Here is a 17,168-nt window from a genome sequence, read left to right as displayed (position 1 = left end):
ATTAGACGGACAGGCTGTAGCGACTCAGGTTGCTCAGCAGATACGGGTCATTGGCAATGGGCGGTCGACGTCCCGGATCCCCCAGCGCGTGGCGCAGAAATTCCTGGGTACGATCGCTGGTGGGGTGCTGAAAGATCTGTGCGGCGCTGCCGTGCTCGACGATCACGCCGTTCTCGGTGAAGTAGACGATGTCGCTGATCTCTTCGGCGAAGCGCATCTCGTGGGTGACCAGCACGCAGGTCATGCCCTCTTCGGTCAACTCGCGAATCACCGTCAGCACCTCGCCAACGGTTTCCGGGTCGAGGGCCGAGGTCACCTCGTCGAACAGAATCAGTTCCGGGCGCATCGCCAAAGCGCGGGCAATCGCCACCCGCTGTTGCTGACCGCCGGACAGTTGTCCTGGATAGGCATCGGCCTTGTGTTCCATGCGTACCTTGGCCAGCAACGCACGGGCGTCTTTCTCGGCGTCAACCCGGTTGCGCCCCAGCACCTTGCGCGGGGCAATCACCAGGTTTTCCAGCACCGACAAATGCGGGAACAGGTTGTACTGCTGGAACACAAACCCCACGCGCTTGCGCAACTCGATGCGCTGGGCTTCCTGGGTCAGGGTGTGAACCTCGGTGGTGCCGACGCGGATGTTGCCGCGCTGAGGCTGCAACAGGCCGGTGATGCAGCGCAGGATGGTCGACTTGCCGGAGCCGGACGGGCCGATGATCGACACGGCCTGGCCGCGATGGACGTCGAGGTCGATGCCTTTGAGGACCGGGTTGCTGCCGAACGACAAGTGCAAATCGCGCAGGCTGACCAAGGGTTCGGCGACGGTTTCAGTAGAAGGCATAACGTCGCTCCAGGCGTTGGGTGAGTCGGGAAATCGGGTAGCAATAGGCGAAAAACAGCACCAGCAAACTGAGGTAAATCACCACGGTAAAACCCGTTATGTTCACGGTGTTGCTGGCGATCTGTGCGGTGTCGATCACGTCATGCACGCCCACCAGGGAGGCCAGCGCGGTGCCCATGGTGATCACCGCGTAAAGGTTCATCCACGGCGGCAACATGCGTTTGAAACACTGCGGCAGGATGATCGAACGGAAAATCTGCCCGCGAGTGAACGCCAGGGAACGCGCCGCTTCCCACTGGGTGCTGGGGATCGAGGCAATGGCGCCACGGAAGATTTCCGCGACATTCGCACTCGCCGGCAACGCCAGGCCGATGGTGACCTTGACCCAGTCCGGGAACGAGACATAGGCACTGCCGATGTGGATCTCGAACGGGAACACATAGGTGGTGAAATAGATCAGCACCAGCCAGGGCGCGTTACGAAAAACCTGCACCCAGAGCCGCGCCGGCAAGCGCAGCAGACGCAGAGGTGACAAGGCCAACGCGCCTACCAGCAAGCCCAGCACCGAGCCCAGCGCGATGGCGACCAGGCTGATCAGAATATTCTGGCCAAACCCCACGGCCAGCGCTGGCGACCATTGCAACAAGGCCTGGAGCACCGGGCTTTGCGGGGCGTAATACACTAGCCAAAGTACGACGCAGGCCAGTGCCAGTAACTTGCCGACATGCCGCCGAGGCCAGGCCAGCGGCGCGTTGACTGTCGATTCAATGGCCATAGCCGGGCATCCTCAGGCGCGCTTCAAGGTAGCGCCCCACGCAATTGACGATAAAACTCAGCAGGCCGAAAAAGCTCAGGATCAGAATCATCAGCTCCAGCACGTTGTCGCTCTGGGTCCAGATCATGATGGCCGCATAAGTGATGTCCCCCACGGCAATGGCGGAGGCCACGGCGGTCATCTTCACCAGGTCGATCAGGTTGTTGATCAGCGACGGCAAGGCAAAACGCAAAGCCAGAGGCAACTGCACATTCCACAACAACTGCCGGCTACTGAACGCCAGCGAGCTGGCCGCCTCCAGCGTCACGCTCGGCACCGCCTCGATGCCAGCGCGCAAGGCTTCGGCATGGAACGCCCCCTTGTGCAGCGAGATCACAATCACCACCCAGGCGAACGGCGTCAGCGGGTTGGCCGCGCCGACAGCCTGGGTCAGCAACATGTTCAGGACCAGGAAGGCGCAATACAGCTGCACCAGGGTCGGCGTGTTGCGGGTGACCTCAATAAATACTCGCGCAGGTTTTGCCAGCCATGGCTTGCCCGACGTCAGCATTGCCGCCAACCCGACGCCGGCCAGCAGGCTGCCGACGATGGTCAACAGGCACAGCAACACGGTGGTCAGTGCCCCCTGCTCCAGGGTTCCGAGTTGATAGGCGTCCAGCAGAAAGCCGTAATTCAGACCGAACCCGGCGGTCCAGTGCACGAAAAGCTCCAGCCAATGGCTCATGGTTCGCCCCGCAATTGCCCGCAGGCGACCGCGATGCGCCGTCCCGCTTCGGCCACATTGTCGGTTGACGTCGCGATGGACAGGCGAAACCACGGCGATAAGCCATAAGCGCTGCCCGCTACACCGGCCACGCCCTCCTCCAGCAGATACGCCACGACATCGGCATCGCAGGTCAGGCGCTGACCGTCCGGGCGAAAGCGCCCCAACAAACCGGCGCAGCGGACAAACACGAAGAAGCCGCCCTGAGGTTCAAGCACTTCGAGACCTTCCACGTCGCTCAACGTGGTCACCAGCAGATCCCGCCGTTGCTGATACGCCGCGACCTGTGCCGGCAAGAAATCCAGCCCGCCCTCGAAAGCGGCCAGCGCGGCAGCTTGTCCTACCGAGGAAGCCCCCGAGGTGGATTGCGATTGCACCACCGTCATGGCCGTGGTCAGCACCTGTGGCCCGGCCCCGAAACCGATGCGCCAGCCGGTCATCGCGTACGTCTTGGACACACCGCCGACCAACAGGCAGCGCGGCTGCAAATCCGGCGCGACATTGAGCAGGCTCTGCGCCGATTGGCCGTCGAAGCGAATGTGTTCGTAGAGCTCATCCAGCAGGATCAGAACCCGAGGATGGCGCCGCAGCACCTCGGCCAGTACCTGCAACTCGGCCGCGTTGTACACCGCGCCGCTGGGGTTGCCGGGACCGTTGAGAATCAACCAGCGTGTGCGCTCGCCAATGTGCTGCTCCAGTCGGCCCGGCGACAGCTTGCAACCCTCAGCCAGTGCGCACTCGATAAACACCGGCTTACCGCCATTGAAGCGCACGCTGTCCGGAAAAGACGGCCAGTACGGCGTCGGCACCACCACTTCATCGCCATCATCGAGGGTCGCAGCGAAGGCATTGAAGATGATCTGTTTGGCACCATTGGCAATCACAATGGATTCCAGCGGGTAGTCCAGACGGTTTTCCTGACGGAGCTTGCGTTGCACGGCGACCCGCAACGCCTTCACACCCGATGTCGGGGTGTACTTGGTGGCACCGGCAGCGATGGCAGCGCAGGCAGCCTGCTTGATGTGTTCGGGGGTGTCGAAATCCGGTTCGCCGGTGGTCAGGTCGAGGATATCGCGACCGCTCTCACGCAACTCGGTGGCCCGGGATTTCGCGGCGGCGTTGGCCGACAGCGAGACGCGCTGCACACGCTGGGAAAGGCGAACCGTCATGATTGAATGACCTCCAGCACTTTGCCGGGGTTCAGCAGATTCTGCGGGTCCAGCGCCTGTTTGATCCGGCGCATCAGGTCGAGCTCCACCGGGCTTTTATAGCGTCCGAGCAGGCCCGGTTTGCGCTGGCCGATACCGTGTTCAGCGCTGATGGAGCCGCCATGGGCATGGGCGCTGTCATGCACCAGCAGGCTCAACGCCGCGTAATGGGCCATATGCGCCTCAACCGTTGAATCAAGCGGATGGGCGACGTTGTAGTGCAGGTTACCGTCGCCTAAATGGCCGAAGGTGAAATGACGGACACCGGGAAAATGCGCCTGCAACAACCCGTCGGTGTGGGTGACAAAATCGACGATCCGGGAAATCGGCACCGAGATGTCGTGCTTCATGTTGTGACCGGCACGCTTCTGCGCATCGCTCATGTTTTCCCGCAACAGCCACAGCCCGTCGCTCTGCGCGAGGCTTTCGGCGATCAGCGCATCGGCCACCAAACCGTTTTCGAACGCCTCGCCGAGCACGTCTTCAAAGGCCTGGCGAGCATGACTTTCGCTGTGGTTATCGGACAATTCCAGCAGCGCGAACCAAGGCTGGGCGGCACCGAGGAAGGGTTGCGGACCTTCGGGAAATTGTTCGCGCAAGAGGGCCAGGCAATCGGCGCCGAGCAATTCGAACGCGGTCAGACTGGCCCCGAAACCAGCGCGGGCATGGGACAGGAACCCGACCGACTGGGACAACGAATCGAAGGCCAACAGCGCCGTGGCCCGAGCCTTGGGCAACGGGAACAGTTTCAGGGTCGCGGCGGTGATGATCCCGAGGGTTCCTTCGCTGCCGATGTAAAGGTCGCGCAGGTCGTAACCGGTGTTGTCCTTGCGCAAACCGCGCAGGCCATTCCAGATTTCGCCCTGGGCGGTGACCACTTCCAGGCCCAGGGTCAGCTCGCGAGTATTGCCGTAGCGCAACACCGCAGTGCCACCCGCGTTGGTGCCGAGATTGCCGCCAATGGTGCAACTGCCTTCGGCGCCGAGGCTCAGGGGAAACAGGCGACCGGCCTCACGGGCGACGTCTTGGACCGTTTGCAGAATGCAGCCGGCCTCGACGGTCAGGGTGTCGTTGTCGGTGTCCACCGCACGCACCCGATTCAGGCGATCCAGTAACAGCAAAACAGCACGACCGCTGGCATCGGGGGTCGCGCCCCCCATCAAACCCGTGTTGCCGCCCTGCACCACCACGGGTGTGTCGCAGGCCACACAGGCACGTACCACCGCCGCGACTTCCTCGGTGTTGGCCGGGTGCACCGCCGCAATCACTTGGCCCACGTAACGGCCCTGTTTGTCGGTCAGGTAGCGCGCGGCCTCTTCGCTGTTTTGCACATGGCGGGCGCCCAGCATTTGCTGCAACGCTTCAAACAAAGACCGACTCATGGTTGCGACGCCAACGGTGGCGCATCGCGGTATTGCTCGTGCAGGTCACGCAGGGCCTGCGACGGCGCCATGCCGGTGCGTTCGCCCAATTCGATCAACCAGCCGCTGCGGTGCCAGTCACGCACGATGGCATCCAGTTTCGCCTGGGTGTCGCGCTCACCTTTGCGCAGCCAAATGACCGAATTCGAGGGAATCAGATCCCCCGGCAGCGGGATCTCATACCCGGACCACTCGGCCTCGCTCAACAACGCATGCATGGTCGGGCTGACATGCACGGCCGCCACACAACCGTTGCCGCGCAGCGACAACAACGATTCGGATTGACTGCGGAACGCCTTGATCTGTGCGCCGTAGGTTTCCTGCAGCGGCTTGATGAAGTTGCTGCCCTGGGATACGCATACCGGCTTGCCCTTGAGGTCGGCCCACTGGGTGATACCCGCGCCCTTGCGAATCAATGCGGCGCCGCCGACTTCTTCATAAGGCGTGGGCACATAGTCGAGAATCTCGCCGCGCTCTTCGGTGAACTGCATGTTGGCGATCAGGATGTCGACCTTGCCCTGTTGCAGGAATTGCACACGGTTGGGCGCCAGCACCGAGACGGTCTGGACTTGCACCCCCAACGCCTTGGCGACGCCTTTGGCCAGTTCGACGTTGTAACCAAGGTGTTCGCCGGTCTTCGGATCGATCGTGCCGAAAGGCGGACCACTGAGGATCACCCCTACGCTGATGGCGTGGCGTTGTTCGATCTTGTCCAGCGTGGCATCGGCCAGCGCCAGGCTTGCGACCAATGCGGCGCACCCGGCGAGGCACAGGGCTTTGGCGGAAAAATAACGGTTCATGCTGGACTACCTTGAACGACCATCGCGCAACACGACGGTCTATTGAAAACGATGGGGGTGGTGAACCGGACTCAGGCGCCGCTGGCCTGGAACTGCTTTTGCAATTCCACCAGGGCCGGCGACGCGGGCGTAATGCGGTTGCGGGTCTGCGCCTCGATCAGCCAGCCGCTGCGGTGCAGCGCCTTGATGATCGGGTCGAGCCTGGCCTGGGTATCGCTCTCGCCACGTCGGGTCCAGATCACCGAAGGCGCCGGGTTGAGTTCCGGGGTGAGCGCGCGATAGCCCTGCCATTCGGCGGTGTCGGCGATCAATGGGTTGATCAGCGTGGCGTCATGCACTGCCGCGACGCAGTTGTTGCCGCGCAGCGCCAGCAAGGATTCCGACGAACTCTTGAAGGCCTTGATCTCGACGCCCAGCTCTGTGAGCGGTTTGATGTAGCTGCTGCCCTGAGAGGTGCAGACCGGTTGACTCTTCAGGTCTTCCCAGCGGGTGATCTTGCTGTCCTTGAGCACCGCTGCAGTACCGCCGACGCGGTAGAACGGCGTCGGCACGAAACCGAGGATCTCGCCGCGTTCGGCGGTCCATTCCATGTTGGCAATCAGCAAATCGACTTTGCCCTGCTGCAGAAACTGCACGCGGTTGGCGGGCAATACCGGCACCAGTTGCACCTCGGCGCCCAGTTGCCGCCCCAGTTCCTCGGCGAGGTCGACGTTCAACCCGCGGGGCTTCTGGGTGGCGGGGTCAATCCCGCCAAATGGGCCGCCGGACAGCAATACGCCGACCACCAACACGTGACGCTGCTGGATCTTGTCCAGGGTAGCGTCGGCCTGGGCACCGGCACTGGCAGCCAGAGAGATCAAGGCGCCCAGCATCACAGGCAACAATCGTTTAACGGGCGAGCGCTCAAGCAACATGGATTTCCCCTAATGGACGATCGGCGTCCTCCGACCTGGTGTGTGGTCATCCTAGGTACAGAGTGGAAGCAACGGAAATTCAAATATCTAATATCGTTATAACTTGGTGTATTTTAGATTGAGCATATTTTTAACAAACCCTGTATTTACTGACTTTTATGACATCCGCATTAAAATCTCACCAAAAATCCATAAAGTTATGTAATGTTTATGTTTGCGACATTGATATAAAAACAGTCACCGGAACCGCCATGTCGACTTCACCCACGCTCGATCTCGAACTGCTGCGCACTTTCATTGCCGTGGTCGATCACCACAGCTTCGCCGAAGCCGGCGCGCAACTGGCCCGCACGCAATCGTCAGTCACCCAACACATGCAACGCCTTGAACATCTGGTCGGTGTGAACCTGTTCGAAAAACGCGGGCGGCAAAAACAGCTCACCGAGGCGGGCTTGCAGCTACTGCGTCATGCGCGGCAGATGCTCTCTCTCAACGACGATGCCTTGAATTCCCTGCGTGAAAGCCACTTGAGCGGCGTGCTGCGCATCGGCTCGCCCCATGACATCGCCGACACCATCCTGCCGCCAATGCTCAGCCACATCGCTCGCTCGGCCCCGCGTCTGCGCTTGGAGATCGATGTCGGCCGCAGTCCGTTTCTGATGGACGATCTGCACCGGGGAAAGGTCGACATGGTGATTTCCACCCGCGCCGACCCGATCCTTGAAGGCTTCGCCTTACGCACTTCCCCGGTGTGGTGGATTTGCTCGGCGCAATACATTCATACCCCGGGCGAGCCGCTGCCGCTGATCCTGGTGGACGAACCCAGCATCTATCGCCGCTATGCGCTGGAAGCCCTGGAACGCGCCAATATTCCCTGGCGCCAGGCCTATCTGGCCTCGAACCTGATCGGTATCAAAGCCGCGACGCGGGCAGGCCTGGGCGTCACGCCCAGAAGCATGGAAATGCTCGGCCCGGACATGCGCGTGCTCGGTGAAAACGACGGCCTGCCACGACTGCCGGACGTGACCTATCACTTGTGGATTCGCCCTAACACCGTGAACCCGCTGGTGCGTCGGGCTTATGAGTTGATCAAAAGCAGTCAGGGACATTGATTGCCCAGCGTCAACTGCCCGCACCGCTGTGGGCTTCTTCGAAGAAGTAGTCCTTCCAACTCGCCGCCTGATTTTGCAGTACGCCCAACTCATGAAGCTTCTCAGCGTAGATGAAGGTGCGTTGTGGCACGACGGTGAAGTCGATTTCCGGGTCAGCGACGATTTTCTCAACCAGCGGCAAGGCCAGCCATCAAAATAACTAAAACGAATTAATAAATACAAATTTGATATTTATAGTTATAAAAAAATCCGCGTAGTCTCAGCTCATCCCGTCATTCACCACCACAGTGAAGTGCCCCATGAATCCGACCGATAACCTCATCGACTTCGCCAGCTACCGCAAACGCAAACAGGCTCAGCAACGGGCACGGGCCATGTGGGAAATGTACGCATACCACGCAGGTTTACAGGCATTCCAATGGGTACCGTCCCATTCGACCGAGACGCGTCAAGCGTGAATGGTCAAGCGCCCTCGCGCTTTCTGGCAAGCGTCGACGAACCCGGGCTGGATTTGAATAATCTGGAACAACTGGAGGAAGACTCTACCTGTGACCGGGTCGCGCAGAACCTGCAACGTCTACGCGGCAAGCGTCATCTTTCGCTCGACGCCCTGGCGCGGTTGTGCGGAGTGAGCCGGGCAATGCTGGCCCAGATCGAGTCCGGACGCAGCGTGCCGTCCATCAAAGTACTGTGCAAAATCGCCAAAGGCTTGAAGGTATCGGTGGCCGCCTTTCTTGAGCATCGGGCCTTCGAAGGCGTGGCCGTGTTGTCGGCCAGCCAGAGCAAACGCCTGGTCAGTGCCAACGGCGCTTTTGTCAGCCGCGCGTTGTTCCCGTACGACGTGACGCGCCAATCGGAATTTTACGAACTGCGGTTGAGCCCGCTGGGTGAAGACCACTCCGAAGGACATGGCCCCGGTGTGCAGGAGAACCTGGTGGTGTCCCAGGGCGTACTGGAAATCAGCGTCAACGATGAGCGCTATTTACTGTCCACGGGTGACTCGATCCTGTTCTACGCTGACCAGCCCCACCGCTATCGCAACCCCGCCGACAGTGAAGCGGTGGCGTATCTGGTGGTGACTTACCCGGAACGCCTGGACTGAAACTAACTACTGTAGGAGCGAGCTTGCTCGCGATGAACTCAAGGGCGGCGCGTTTATTCAGAAAACACGCGTAATCGTTAACGTCCATCGCGAGCGAGCTCGCTCCTACAATATAAAAAAGCCCGGCAGGGATAACCCCTGCCGGGCTTTTGTGCGACGGCTACAAATCAGCAGGTGCAGCACATCAGCGGCATGCTGTTGCAGCTCATCATCATTGGCATGCTGCAGTCGTTCATCATTTTCATCATCAGGGCGCAGCAGTTTTTCATCATGTCCATGTTCATGCCGGCCATTGGCATGATTTTGCACATCATGCAGTCAGCCATCATGGTGCATTCCATCACGCACTTCATCGATGGCATCGGCATGCCCATCATCGGCATTGGCATCATCATGTTCATCATCGGCATCGCCATGCTCGCCGGGGACACGCACATCATGCTCATGTTGCCGCAGTGCATCATCATCGGCATGCCGCAGTTCATCATCATCTGCATCATTTCGGCGCTGTTCTTGAACATGGCCATGTCCATGCCCGCCGCCGGCATCATTTTGCACATCATGCCGTCGTCCATCATTTCGCAGCTCATGGTCGCCATCATCATTGGCATGCCCATCATTGGCATCATTGGCATGTTGGCGTTCATCGGCATTTGCATCTGCATGGCGTTCATCATGGTGTTGCTCCCTGAGGATTGAAGAGTTGGACGAAGCTGATGGGGCGGATTCTAAGGAAAGGGACAGGCACGACAAGATGCCCATCAAACAGCGAGAGTGGATGTTGGGGCAGCTTTAATGAGGCGGCCAGAACGCAGATTTCTGTTGCAACAAAGAGTTGGCTTTTATCGCAGATACGCCAAAAACCACAGCGCGGTTTTAGCGGTTATAGATATGCACTTCAGACCTATATAAATAACCTGAAGAAATAAACGTTCTAACAACGTAGGTTCTTTTGCAGCAGAGCTGACGCGCTGAACGTAACCCGGTTCGACAATGGTCAAATCAGAGGCAAAAAAAATCCCAGGCAGCTGATGGACGCCCGGGATTTAAAAATGCATAAACCGTGGTGGTGAACGCGGGGCGAATATTACGTAATATTTCGCCTTGTAACAAGATGTTTTTATTCACCATCCGGTTACTAAATTTTCTAACCCCTTAAATATCCGCACTATTTTTAAGGTTAGCTACTGAAACCAGCGCCTACAAACAGTCTCGCACAGCCTTGCGCATCGCTGCTGATTTCGCCCAGGGCGGTCCCTGATACAGCGATACATGGCTACCATCCTTGTACTTCACTACGTCGACAATTTCATCAGCCGTAATGATGCTGGGCGCGGTGATTCTGTAGCCGTTGGAAATGGAGGTTTGAGCCGTTTTCGGGATTTCCTGCTGCCAGGCGGGCAGAACGCACGCCGCATAGTCTTTGGGTGACTTTTTACTGTACTTGCTGACATTCGGCTCACCTGGCACCAGGGACGCGGGCAATGAACAACCCGCCAGCAGCGCCAGCACAACTCCCCCCATGAACATCCGCATGACGCTTCCTTATCCTGAAAAATGGAAATGTAGCGCGTCGCCGTCCAGACATCCATCCACTGCGTACATTTCAGGGGACGGCGTTGTTGTCGCCGGGATCCGGATAGGACCGCGCGTTCAGATAGGTCATCCATCGTTCATACGCCTCATGCTGCCATTGAGTGACCCGCTCCCATTCCGGGCCGCTCAGCTGATGAGCGGAAATCAGTTTCATCATTTCAGTGGTGGCTTCGTCCAAATCGACGATCAGCTCATGCGCGTGAAATCTAAAATCATCGGTAGTCGTCATTTGAGCCTGCCTCACCCTAGCGAAGAATCACTACCCACTACGACAGCACGTCTGTTCATTCGCTTTCATATTCCCGACCAAAGGCAAACCTCGGTGGATCAGACGAACACAACGCCCCGCCGTCGAAATGGGACTACTATTTTGTAGCAGAGACTGGCAGGAGGTCATTATGTGGCTTAACGAATCTGAACAAGAACTTCGACGCGATCTGCAAGGTGTAGCGTCGGATCTGCGGTGGTCGGCGGTGGAGCTTTTGCGCATAGCAGAGCAGTTGCGCCAGGCCGGAAATGATATTGATGCCCAGGCCGCGACCCGGCTATGCGAGCTGTTTCAGGGCGATGAAGAACGATTGGCGGGCTACGCCGAAGAAATCAAAGCCAAAACCATTACTCGAACGAAAACTCATTAGCGGGAGTATGGCTATGAATAAGCCCCTTTGCGCGCTGGTCGTCGTACTGACGGCATTGGGTGGTTGCAGCAGTGAATCAAGTCTCTATCGAGATCAGCCGCTGGTCGCCAAGGTCGAGAACGGCATGAGCAAGGAGCAAGTCCAGCAGATCGGCGGCCAGCCTTTGTCGGTAACCGATCGCACGGTTGAGCCGGGTACGTGCTTTGACTACAAACTGATGCAGACCGGACATCAGCAGACCTTCAATGTCAGTTTCGATGGCCGGGGCAAGGTCGACCATAAAAGCTTCATGACCTGCGCGGAGTGGAGTGCTGTACAACAAAAGGCAAGGGAGCCCTCCCACAGTACTGGCGGTGGTGGGTATTAATGGAGGGGGATTCACCTGGAGCTTTTCTCGGGTGCCCCCCCATCCCAAAACTATCTCAAGTAAACAACATTACCAACATCCCAGGCCTTCAAACCCACTGTCATTCTGACTTCTGGTTGACCGGCGATCGCGCCCTTGCTCGATAAGCCGGAAGTGACGCCGCATACGCCAGCGCTTCCTCCCGGCTAGCAAAAGCGCCAAGCCGATCACCTTTGGTGCAAACCCGCCAGGGGCCGTTGTTGACGCTGAGTACGTCATAACCGTTCATGTGCATTTTGTTCAGAACCGGAACGCTCATAGTCACCTCCTTTTCGGCAGTGATATCCGCTATTGACGTGCCTACCTTACACCCGACCTTTACCCAGGTGCCAACCAGATGTCGCGCCAGTATTCCAGCATTCAATTGCACTTTTTGCCGTCACCCCCGCTCCAACCCTTGAAACAGCCACCTCGGCCTGAATATTGCATTTTGTGACTATTTCATGACAACGAGCACTCAGGTAACACATGAAAGTACGCGCAACCGTCATTTGTGAGCAGGACCGCCATATTCTGCTGGTGCGCAAGCTACGGTGTCGTTGGATGTTGCCCGGCGGAAAAGTCGAGCGCGGTGAAACCACGCTGGGCGCCGCCATGCGTGAGCTTCAGGAAGAAACCGGTCTCGGCGCTGACAGCATGCTGTACCTGATGGAGTTGGAAATCGGCGGCACCCGACACCATGTTTACGAAGCTTCAGTGGTGAACTTTGATGCGCTTCGGCCACAAAATGAAATCTTCGATTGCATCTGGCATCCGCTGGACGCCGTTCAAAACCTGAGCACCAGCGAGGCCACGCTCAGAATCGTCAAGGCGTTCCAGCGTCGCCTGTAAGGTTTTCTACGCCGTGGCCAGCGCCGTTGCGGCCTTGTCGATGAAGGCCGCCACCTCGACCGGCATCGACGCCAGGGATGCATGGTTGGCGTGCAGGGTCAGGATCTCTCTGGCGTTCAACCGCCCCGCCATCCATTGCTGATTTTGCGGCGCGATCATGCGGTCGTCGGTCGAGACCTGATACCACGACGGCTTTTTCTTCCACGCCACCGTATTGAGGGTGTCGCCAAAGGTGCTGGCCAGCGGTGCTTTCTGGATAATCCCCATCACTAACCCTTCGGTCGCAGGTAGGTCCTGGCAAAAACTTTGGTGATAAAGCGCCGGTTTGACCCACAAATAGCCGTCACTGTCGGGTACCAGGTTTGCTGCTGCAACGGGTGGATGCCGTTGAGTGATGCCACCTGGACTTTCACCCGCATCCGGAGCGAACGCCGCGATGTACACCAACCCTACGACATTGGGTTGATCGCCAGCCTCGGTGATCACCGCGCCGCCATAGGAATGCCCCACCAACAACACCGGCCCCGATACCTGGGCGACCATCTTGCGCGTGCGTTCGGCATCGTCGGCCAATGAAGTGAGCGGCATCTCGACCGCGCGAATGTTCGTGTAGCCCTTACTCAGAAGCTCGACGATGACCTTGGTCCAGTGGGCAGCACCGCCCCAAAAACCATGAACCAGCACAATCGTGGGTTTGTCACTCATCACGAGGACTCCGTCAGTGGATGTGGGTGTCAGCCCTGATCGCCGCCGCCCACCGGCATGACCATGCCGGTGATGTAAGACGCGTCGTCGCTGGCCAGAAACAGAATAGCGCCTGCCTGCTCATCCAGCGTGCCGTAGCGTTTCATCAAACTGCTGTCGAGGGTCTGGTCGACAATCTGCTGATACCACACCTTTTCCTCTGCACTTTGTTCGGCGCTGTTGCGAGGAATCACCCGTGGCGGCGCTTCAGTACCGCCCGGCGCGGTGGCGTTGACCCGAACCCCACGCCCGGCAGTTTCGAACGCCAGGCAAGCCGTCAGCGCATTCACTCCGCCCTTCGCCGCGCCGTATGGCACGCGGTTGACACTGCGCGTGGCAATCGACGAAACGTTGACGATCGCCCCGCTGCCCTGCGCCAGCATGAACGGCAGCGCCGCATGGCAGCACCATAATGTCGGGAACAGCGAGCGGCGGACTTCGGCTTCGATCTGCTGCGCCTCGTAATGCTCGAACGGTTTGGTCCAGATCGTCCCGCCGACGTTGTTGACCAGCACATCCAGACGACCGAAACGCTCGACAGCGGTTTGCATCACGCGGTTGCATTCGCTGTATTGCTCAAGGTCGGCGGTCAGGGCCAGCACCTGGCTGCCCTGCCCCAAATCCTTCTGCACCTCGAACACCAGATCGGAGCGGTCGACCAGGATCAGTCGCGCACCTTCAGCCGCCATGCGTTCGGCCACACGCCGACCGATGCCTTGCGCTGCACCGGTGATCAGCGCGACTTTATCGTGAAATCTGTTCATACATACCTCATGCAAAAAGATCGTATCCACGGCGACGCCCTCCTGTAGGAGCTGCCGCAGGCTGCGATCTTTTGATCCTGGTTGTTGAAAAGAAAAATCAAAAGATCGCAGCCTGCGGCAGCTCCTACAGGGAACGTGCAGCGACGCAAAAGATGTTTAGGCCGCGCTGGCGGCAAACTTTTCGTAGTAGAAATTCGCCGGTGCAATGCCTTGTTCGCGAATGAACTGGCTGACCGCCTCGACCATCGGCGGCGGGCCGCACAGGTAGACGTCGACGTCGCCATCGTTCAAATGCTTTGGCTCGATGTGCTGGGTCACGTAGCCCTTGAGCGGGTGCTGACTGTCGGGGCTGGCCACGCAGGCACTGAAGCTGAAGTTCGGAATTCGTGCGGCGAGCGCTTCCAGTCGGTCGAGCTCCACCAGGTCGAAATCGTGAGTCACGCCGTAGATCAAATGCAGTGGGTGCTCACTGCCGTGTTCGGCGATTTTTTCCAGCATCGCGGTAAACGGCGCCAGCCCTGTACCACCGGCCAGCAGCAACAACGGTCGCCGAATGTCGCGCAGATAGAAGCTGCCCAATGGCCCGGCCAGGCTCATGCTGTCGCCGGCCTTGGCCATTCCGGTGAGGAAACTGCTCATCAAGCCACCGGGCACGTTACGAATCAGGAAGCTGACCTCGCCATCACGCTGCAACGAACTGAACGAGTAAGCGCGCGTCTGTTCGCTGCCGGGAATCCCCAGGTTCACGTATTGCCCCGGCAGGAACGCCAGTTTGCTCAGCGCCTCACCCTTGATTGACAGCGCGATGGTGCTGTCGGACAACTGGCGCACGGCACTGATGGTCGCGTCATAGCTGGCCTGTTGCGTGCGACAGACCTGGGAAGAGGCCGGCACCCGCACCACGCAATCGCTCTGGGCGCGCATCTGGCAGGTCAGGACAAAACCTTGCTCGGCCTCGTCGGCCGTCAGAGCGTCTTCGATGTACTCCTCGCCCAGATCGTAACGACCGGCCTCGGCGAAGCACTTGCACGTGCCGCAAGCACCGTCGCGGCAATCCAGCGGAATATTGATGCCCTGGCGATAGGCGGCATCGGCCACGGTTTCGCCCACGTTGGCGTCGATGAAACGGGTGACGCCGTCTTCGAAATTGAACGCAATGGAATGAGTCATGACGGCCGCCTCAGAGGTGGTAAACATCGATAACCTGACGAACATAGTCGTTCTTCAGGATCACTTTCTTGGCCTTGATCAGCGGGTTTTCGCCGCGCACATCGAGGGTGTAGAAACTGCTGCCGAAATAGCTGTCGACGGTCTTGTAGCGAAAACTCAAGGTGTGCCAGTTGAAGCGCACCTTGCACAGCCCGTCGGCCTGTTCAATTAGCTCGATGTTGCTGATGTTGTGGGAGGTGCGGGTGTCTGGAATGCTCGCGCTGGAGCGTTCGGTCTTGATGCGGAAGATGCGGTCCTCAAGACCGGTGCGGTTGCCGTACCAGATCAGCGAGATTTCGCGCTGCGGGTCTTCGGTCAGTTCGTCGTTGTCGTCCCAGGAGGGCATCCAGAACGTCGCGTCCGGGGCGTACAACTCCAGCCAGTCGTCCCATTGCCGGTCATCGAGGTAGCGCGCTTCGCGGTAGAGGAAATCGCGCACGCTGTCGTAGGTGATGGTCATTGCACGGCCTCCACTGCAATCAATTCGGACTGTTCAGCGGCCAGCGCCTTGAGCATCGTCTGCTGCCAATACTTGTGTTGCAGCACAAACAGGCCTTCGTCTTCGGTGCGTACACCGCTGAGCAGCGGATGCAGGTCGATTTCCTTGGCCGCGTCATCGGCGCCTTCGATCCAGTGTTCGGCACCACGGGACATGTCGTTCCACGTCGTGACACTGCCCTGATAGCTGGTCTGGCAGGAGCGAAACTCTTCCAGATCGTCCGGGGTGGCCATGCCACTGACGTTGAAGAAGTCCTCGTACTGACGAATCCGGCTCGACCGTGCGGTGTCGCTTTCGCCTTTGGGGGCGATGCAATAAATGGTGATTTCGGTGCGGTTGACCGAGATCGGCCGCGCAATGCGAATCTGCGAGCTGAACTGATCCATCAGGTATACGTTCGGGTACAGGCACAGGTTGCGCGAGTTCTCGATCATCCAGTCGGCGCGAGCCTGGCCGAAGTCCTGGGCCAATTCATCGCGACGTTCGTACAGCGGACGGTCCTCGGGGTTGGCCCAACGGGTCCACAGCAACATGTGGCCCTTGTCGAACGAGTAAAAACCACCGCCCTGCTTGGCCCAGCTGCCGGCGCTCATGGTCGGGTTGGTGTCGCCGGCCTCGCGTTGTTTACGCTGGTTCTGGGTGGCGGCGTAGTTCCAGTGCACCGAGCTGACGTGGTAGCCGTCTGCGCCGTTTTCGGCGGTGAGTTTCCAGTTACCCTCGTAGATGTAGCTGGAGGAACCGCGCAGCACTTCCAGGCCATCGGCGGACTGGTCGACGATCATGTCGATGATCTTCGCCGACTCGCCCAGGTGTTCCACCAGCGGCACTACGTCAGCCTTGAGGCTGCCGAACAGGAAGCCGCGATAGGACTCGAAGCGCGCGACTTTGGTCAGGTCATGGGAGCCTTCGCAGTTGAAGCTCGCCGGGTAGCCGGCCGCTGCCGGGTCCTTGACCTTGAGCAGCTTGCCGGAGTTGTTGAAGGTCCAGCCGTGGAATGGGCAAGTGTAGGAGCTCTTGTTGCCGGATTTGTGCCGGCACAGCGTCGCGCCACGGTGACTGCAGGCGTTGATAAACGCATTGAGCACACCGTCCTTGTTGCGCGCGATGAAGACCGACTGGCGCCCCATGGTGGTGGTGTAGAAATCATTGATATTGGGGATCTGGCTTTCGTGGGCCAGGTACAGCCAGTTGCCTTCGAAGATGTGTTCCATCTCCAGATCGAACAACCGTGGGTCGGTGAACATCTCGCGTTTGCAGCGATAGATGCCCTGCTCTGGATTGTCTTCAAGCAGGGAGTGAAGGTATTCGGGTCGCAGGGACATGGCCGCCGCCTCCATTGTTTTTATCAGGCAAGGCCATGCTAGGACGGGGGGATGGAGCGGACTATCCGATGGGTGCAGACCTGTATCCGTTTTGTGCAGAACACCCAAACCCATGTAGGAGCGAGCTTGCTCGCGATGGACGTGAACGATAACGCGTGCATTCTGAATCAACGCGGCGCTTTCAAGTCCATCGCGAGCGAGCTCGCTCCTACAGGGATGAGGTGCA

Annotated in this window: 22 protein-coding genes and 1 pseudogene; 6 read left to right on the top strand and 17 right to left on the bottom strand. The window is 59.1% G+C overall.

Annotated features, from left to right (window positions below; genetic code table 11):
- Nucleotide 1 precedes the first annotated feature (1 nt).
- From JFU37_RS24545 to JFU37_RS24515, 7 genes are all read right to left on the bottom strand, one after another.
- Nucleotides 2-838, bottom strand: a complete 837-nt coding sequence (locus tag JFU37_RS24545) for an amino acid ABC transporter ATP-binding protein (RefSeq protein WP_201119641.1) — start codon at nt 836-838, stop codon at nt 2-4.
- On the bottom strand, nt 825-1,613 hold the full coding sequence (locus JFU37_RS24540; protein WP_201119640.1) for an amino acid ABC transporter permease: 789 nt from the start codon (nt 1,611-1,613) through the stop codon (nt 825-827). The genes JFU37_RS24545 and JFU37_RS24540 overlap by 14 nt, the downstream gene beginning before the upstream one ends.
- Entirely contained in the window at nt 1,603-2,337 is a 735-nt protein-coding gene (locus tag JFU37_RS24535) for an amino acid ABC transporter permease (RefSeq protein WP_201119639.1), read from the bottom strand. Before JFU37_RS24535 ends, JFU37_RS24540 begins: the two co-directional genes overlap by 11 nt.
- Nucleotides 2,334-3,545, bottom strand: coding sequence for an aminotransferase class I/II-fold pyridoxal phosphate-dependent enzyme (locus JFU37_RS24530; protein WP_201119638.1), 1,212 nt, complete (start codon nt 3,543-3,545; stop codon nt 2,334-2,336). Before JFU37_RS24530 ends, JFU37_RS24535 begins: the two co-directional genes overlap by 4 nt.
- Entirely contained in the window at nt 3,542-4,966 is a 1,425-nt protein-coding gene (locus JFU37_RS24525; RefSeq protein WP_201119637.1) for an FAD-binding oxidoreductase, read from the bottom strand. Before JFU37_RS24525 ends, JFU37_RS24530 begins: the two co-directional genes overlap by 4 nt.
- Nucleotides 4,963-5,805, bottom strand: coding sequence for a transporter substrate-binding domain-containing protein (locus JFU37_RS24520; protein WP_201119636.1), 843 nt, complete (start codon nt 5,803-5,805; stop codon nt 4,963-4,965). The genes JFU37_RS24525 and JFU37_RS24520 overlap by 4 nt, the downstream gene beginning before the upstream one ends.
- Nucleotides 5,806-5,876: 71 nt before the next feature.
- Complete coding sequence (locus JFU37_RS24515; protein WP_201119635.1) at nt 5,877-6,719, bottom strand: transporter substrate-binding domain-containing protein; 843 nt, start codon at nt 6,717-6,719, stop codon at nt 5,877-5,879.
- Nucleotides 6,720-6,970: 251 nt separating this feature from the next.
- Between JFU37_RS24515 and JFU37_RS24510 the strand changes: the two genes are divergently transcribed.
- The gene (locus JFU37_RS24510; RefSeq protein ID WP_201119634.1) at nt 6,971-7,831 is read left to right on the top strand and encodes a LysR substrate-binding domain-containing protein; all 861 of its coding nucleotides are present in this window, start codon (nt 6,971-6,973) and stop codon (nt 7,829-7,831) included.
- A 10-nt stretch (nt 7,832-7,841) separates the two neighbouring features.
- Here JFU37_RS24510 and JFU37_RS24505 read toward each other — a convergent pair.
- Nucleotides 7,842-8,018 (bottom strand): annotated as a pseudogene (locus tag JFU37_RS24505) (ABC transporter substrate-binding protein); the annotation flags it as partial.
- Nucleotides 8,019-8,130: 112 nt separating this feature from the next.
- Here JFU37_RS24505 and JFU37_RS24500 point away from each other — a divergent pair.
- On the top strand, nt 8,131-8,289 hold the full coding sequence (locus tag JFU37_RS24500; RefSeq protein ID WP_201119633.1) for a hypothetical protein: 159 nt from the start codon (nt 8,131-8,133) through the stop codon (nt 8,287-8,289).
- Nucleotides 8,286-8,933, top strand: coding sequence for a helix-turn-helix domain-containing protein (locus JFU37_RS24495; protein WP_342214978.1), 648 nt, complete (start codon nt 8,286-8,288; stop codon nt 8,931-8,933). Before JFU37_RS24500 ends, JFU37_RS24495 begins: the two co-directional genes overlap by 4 nt.
- Before the next feature lie 167 nt (nt 8,934-9,100).
- Here the strand turns inward: JFU37_RS24495 and JFU37_RS30815 are convergent, their stop codons facing one another.
- From JFU37_RS30815 to JFU37_RS24480, 3 genes are all read right to left on the bottom strand, one after another.
- Entirely contained in the window at nt 9,101-9,610 is a 510-nt protein-coding gene (locus JFU37_RS30815; RefSeq protein ID WP_242485815.1) for a hypothetical protein, read from the bottom strand.
- Between the two features lie 523 nt (nt 9,611-10,133).
- A complete protein-coding gene (locus JFU37_RS24485; RefSeq protein ID WP_201119631.1) occupies nt 10,134-10,469 on the bottom strand; it encodes a hypothetical protein in 336 nt (111 codons plus the stop codon).
- A gap of 70 nt (nt 10,470-10,539) precedes the next feature.
- Complete coding sequence (locus JFU37_RS24480) at nt 10,540-10,758, bottom strand: hypothetical protein (RefSeq protein ID WP_201119630.1); 219 nt, start codon at nt 10,756-10,758, stop codon at nt 10,540-10,542.
- Between the two features lie 169 nt (nt 10,759-10,927).
- On the opposite strand from JFU37_RS24480, the gene JFU37_RS24475 reads away from it, so the two are divergent.
- On the top strand, nt 10,928-11,167 hold the full coding sequence (locus JFU37_RS24475) for a hypothetical protein (RefSeq protein ID WP_201119629.1): 240 nt from the start codon (nt 10,928-10,930) through the stop codon (nt 11,165-11,167).
- 13 nt (nt 11,168-11,180) lie between these two features.
- Nucleotides 11,181-11,534 carry an osmotically-inducible lipoprotein OsmE gene (gene osmE, locus JFU37_RS24470; RefSeq protein WP_201119628.1) on the top strand — a complete coding sequence of 118 codons (354 nt, stop codon included), beginning with the start codon at nt 11,181-11,183 and terminating at the stop codon, nt 11,532-11,534.
- Between the two features lie 100 nt (nt 11,535-11,634).
- Here osmE and JFU37_RS24465 read toward each other — a convergent pair whose 3' ends face one another.
- A complete protein-coding gene (locus JFU37_RS24465) occupies nt 11,635-11,832 on the bottom strand; it encodes an SPOR domain-containing protein (protein WP_201119627.1) in 198 nt (65 codons plus the stop codon).
- Nucleotides 11,833-12,041: 209 nt separating this feature from the next.
- On the opposite strand from JFU37_RS24465, the gene JFU37_RS24460 reads away from it, so the two are divergent.
- Nucleotides 12,042-12,404, top strand: a complete 363-nt coding sequence (locus JFU37_RS24460) for an NUDIX hydrolase (protein WP_201119626.1) — start codon at nt 12,042-12,044, stop codon at nt 12,402-12,404.
- 6 nt (nt 12,405-12,410) lie between these two features.
- On the opposite strand, the gene JFU37_RS24455 is transcribed toward JFU37_RS24460, so the two are convergent.
- The 5 genes from JFU37_RS24455 to benA form a co-directional block, all read right to left on the bottom strand.
- A complete protein-coding gene (locus JFU37_RS24455) occupies nt 12,411-13,109 on the bottom strand; it encodes an alpha/beta hydrolase (RefSeq protein WP_201119625.1) in 699 nt (232 codons plus the stop codon).
- 29 nt (nt 13,110-13,138) lie between these two features.
- On the bottom strand, nt 13,139-13,912 hold the full coding sequence (locus JFU37_RS24450) for a 1,6-dihydroxycyclohexa-2,4-diene-1-carboxylate dehydrogenase (protein WP_201119624.1): 774 nt from the start codon (nt 13,910-13,912) through the stop codon (nt 13,139-13,141).
- A 156-nt stretch (nt 13,913-14,068) separates the two neighbouring features.
- On the bottom strand, nt 14,069-15,082 hold the full coding sequence (benC, locus tag JFU37_RS24445) for a benzoate 1,2-dioxygenase electron transfer component BenC (protein ID WP_201119623.1): 1,014 nt from the start codon (nt 15,080-15,082) through the stop codon (nt 14,069-14,071).
- A gap of 10 nt (nt 15,083-15,092) precedes the next feature.
- Nucleotides 15,093-15,581, bottom strand: coding sequence for a benzoate 1,2-dioxygenase small subunit (benB, locus tag JFU37_RS24440; protein WP_201119622.1), 489 nt, complete (start codon nt 15,579-15,581; stop codon nt 15,093-15,095).
- Nucleotides 15,578-16,942: a benzoate 1,2-dioxygenase large subunit gene (benA, locus tag JFU37_RS24435; protein ID WP_201119621.1), complete on the bottom strand. Its 1,365-nt coding sequence runs from the start codon at nt 16,940-16,942 to the stop codon at nt 15,578-15,580. The genes benB and benA overlap by 4 nt, the downstream gene beginning before the upstream one ends.
- Nucleotides 16,943-17,168: the final 226 nt, after the last annotated feature.

Origin of the sequence: Pseudomonas sp. TH41 (genome assembly GCF_016650695.1) — a bacterium.
Taxonomy (GTDB): domain Bacteria; phylum Pseudomonadota; class Gammaproteobacteria; order Pseudomonadales; family Pseudomonadaceae; genus Aquipseudomonas.
The sequence above is the reverse complement of the archived record's forward strand: the minus strand, read 5'-3'. Positions and strand labels throughout refer to the sequence as shown.

What these genes read in the sequence shown, in the direction of transcription:
- JFU37_RS24545 (WP_201119641.1), bottom strand. Translation starts at nt 838, where the DNA reads ATGCCTTCTACTGAAACCGTCGCCGAACCCTTGGTCAGCCTGCGCGAT.
- JFU37_RS24540 (WP_201119640.1), bottom strand. Translation starts at nt 1,613, where the DNA reads ATGGCCATTGAATCGACAGTCAACGCGCCGCTGGCCTGGCCTCGGCGG.
- JFU37_RS24535 (WP_201119639.1), bottom strand. Translation starts at nt 2,337, where the DNA reads ATGAGCCATTGGCTGGAGCTTTTCGTGCACTGGACCGCCGGGTTCGGT.
- JFU37_RS24530 (WP_201119638.1), bottom strand. Translation starts at nt 3,545, where the DNA reads ATGACGGTTCGCCTTTCCCAGCGTGTGCAGCGCGTCTCGCTGTCGGCC.
- JFU37_RS24525 (WP_201119637.1), bottom strand. Translation starts at nt 4,966, where the DNA reads ATGAGTCGGTCTTTGTTTGAAGCGTTGCAGCAAATGCTGGGCGCCCGC.
- JFU37_RS24520 (WP_201119636.1), bottom strand. Translation starts at nt 5,805, where the DNA reads ATGAACCGTTATTTTTCCGCCAAAGCCCTGTGCCTCGCCGGGTGCGCC.
- JFU37_RS24515 (WP_201119635.1), bottom strand. Translation starts at nt 6,719, where the DNA reads ATGTTGCTTGAGCGCTCGCCCGTTAAACGATTGTTGCCTGTGATGCTG.
- JFU37_RS24510 (WP_201119634.1), top strand. Translation starts at nt 6,971, where the DNA reads ATGTCGACTTCACCCACGCTCGATCTCGAACTGCTGCGCACTTTCATT.
- JFU37_RS24500 (WP_201119633.1), top strand. Translation starts at nt 8,131, where the DNA reads ATGAATCCGACCGATAACCTCATCGACTTCGCCAGCTACCGCAAACGC.
- JFU37_RS30815 (WP_242485815.1), bottom strand. Translation starts at nt 9,610, where the DNA reads ATGATGAACGCCATGCAGATGCAAATGCCGATGAACGCCAACATGCCA.
- JFU37_RS24485 (WP_201119631.1), bottom strand. Translation starts at nt 10,469, where the DNA reads ATGCGGATGTTCATGGGGGGAGTTGTGCTGGCGCTGCTGGCGGGTTGT.
- JFU37_RS24480 (WP_201119630.1), bottom strand. Translation starts at nt 10,758, where the DNA reads ATGACGACTACCGATGATTTTAGATTTCACGCGCATGAGCTGATCGTC.
- JFU37_RS24475 (WP_201119629.1), top strand. Translation starts at nt 10,928, where the DNA reads ATGTGGCTTAACGAATCTGAACAAGAACTTCGACGCGATCTGCAAGGT.
- osmE (WP_201119628.1), top strand. Translation starts at nt 11,181, where the DNA reads ATGAATAAGCCCCTTTGCGCGCTGGTCGTCGTACTGACGGCATTGGGT.
- JFU37_RS24465 (WP_201119627.1), bottom strand. Translation starts at nt 11,832, where the DNA reads ATGAGCGTTCCGGTTCTGAACAAAATGCACATGAACGGTTATGACGTA.
- JFU37_RS24460 (WP_201119626.1), top strand. Translation starts at nt 12,042, where the DNA reads ATGAAAGTACGCGCAACCGTCATTTGTGAGCAGGACCGCCATATTCTG.
- JFU37_RS24455 (WP_201119625.1), bottom strand. Translation starts at nt 13,109, where the DNA reads ATGAGTGACAAACCCACGATTGTGCTGGTTCATGGTTTTTGGGGCGGT.
- JFU37_RS24450 (WP_201119624.1), bottom strand. Translation starts at nt 13,912, where the DNA reads ATGAACAGATTTCACGATAAAGTCGCGCTGATCACCGGTGCAGCGCAA.
- benC (WP_201119623.1), bottom strand. Translation starts at nt 15,082, where the DNA reads ATGACTCATTCCATTGCGTTCAATTTCGAAGACGGCGTCACCCGTTTC.
- benB (WP_201119622.1), bottom strand. Translation starts at nt 15,581, where the DNA reads ATGACCATCACCTACGACAGCGTGCGCGATTTCCTCTACCGCGAAGCG.
- benA (WP_201119621.1), bottom strand. Translation starts at nt 16,942, where the DNA reads ATGTCCCTGCGACCCGAATACCTTCACTCCCTGCTTGAAGACAATCCA.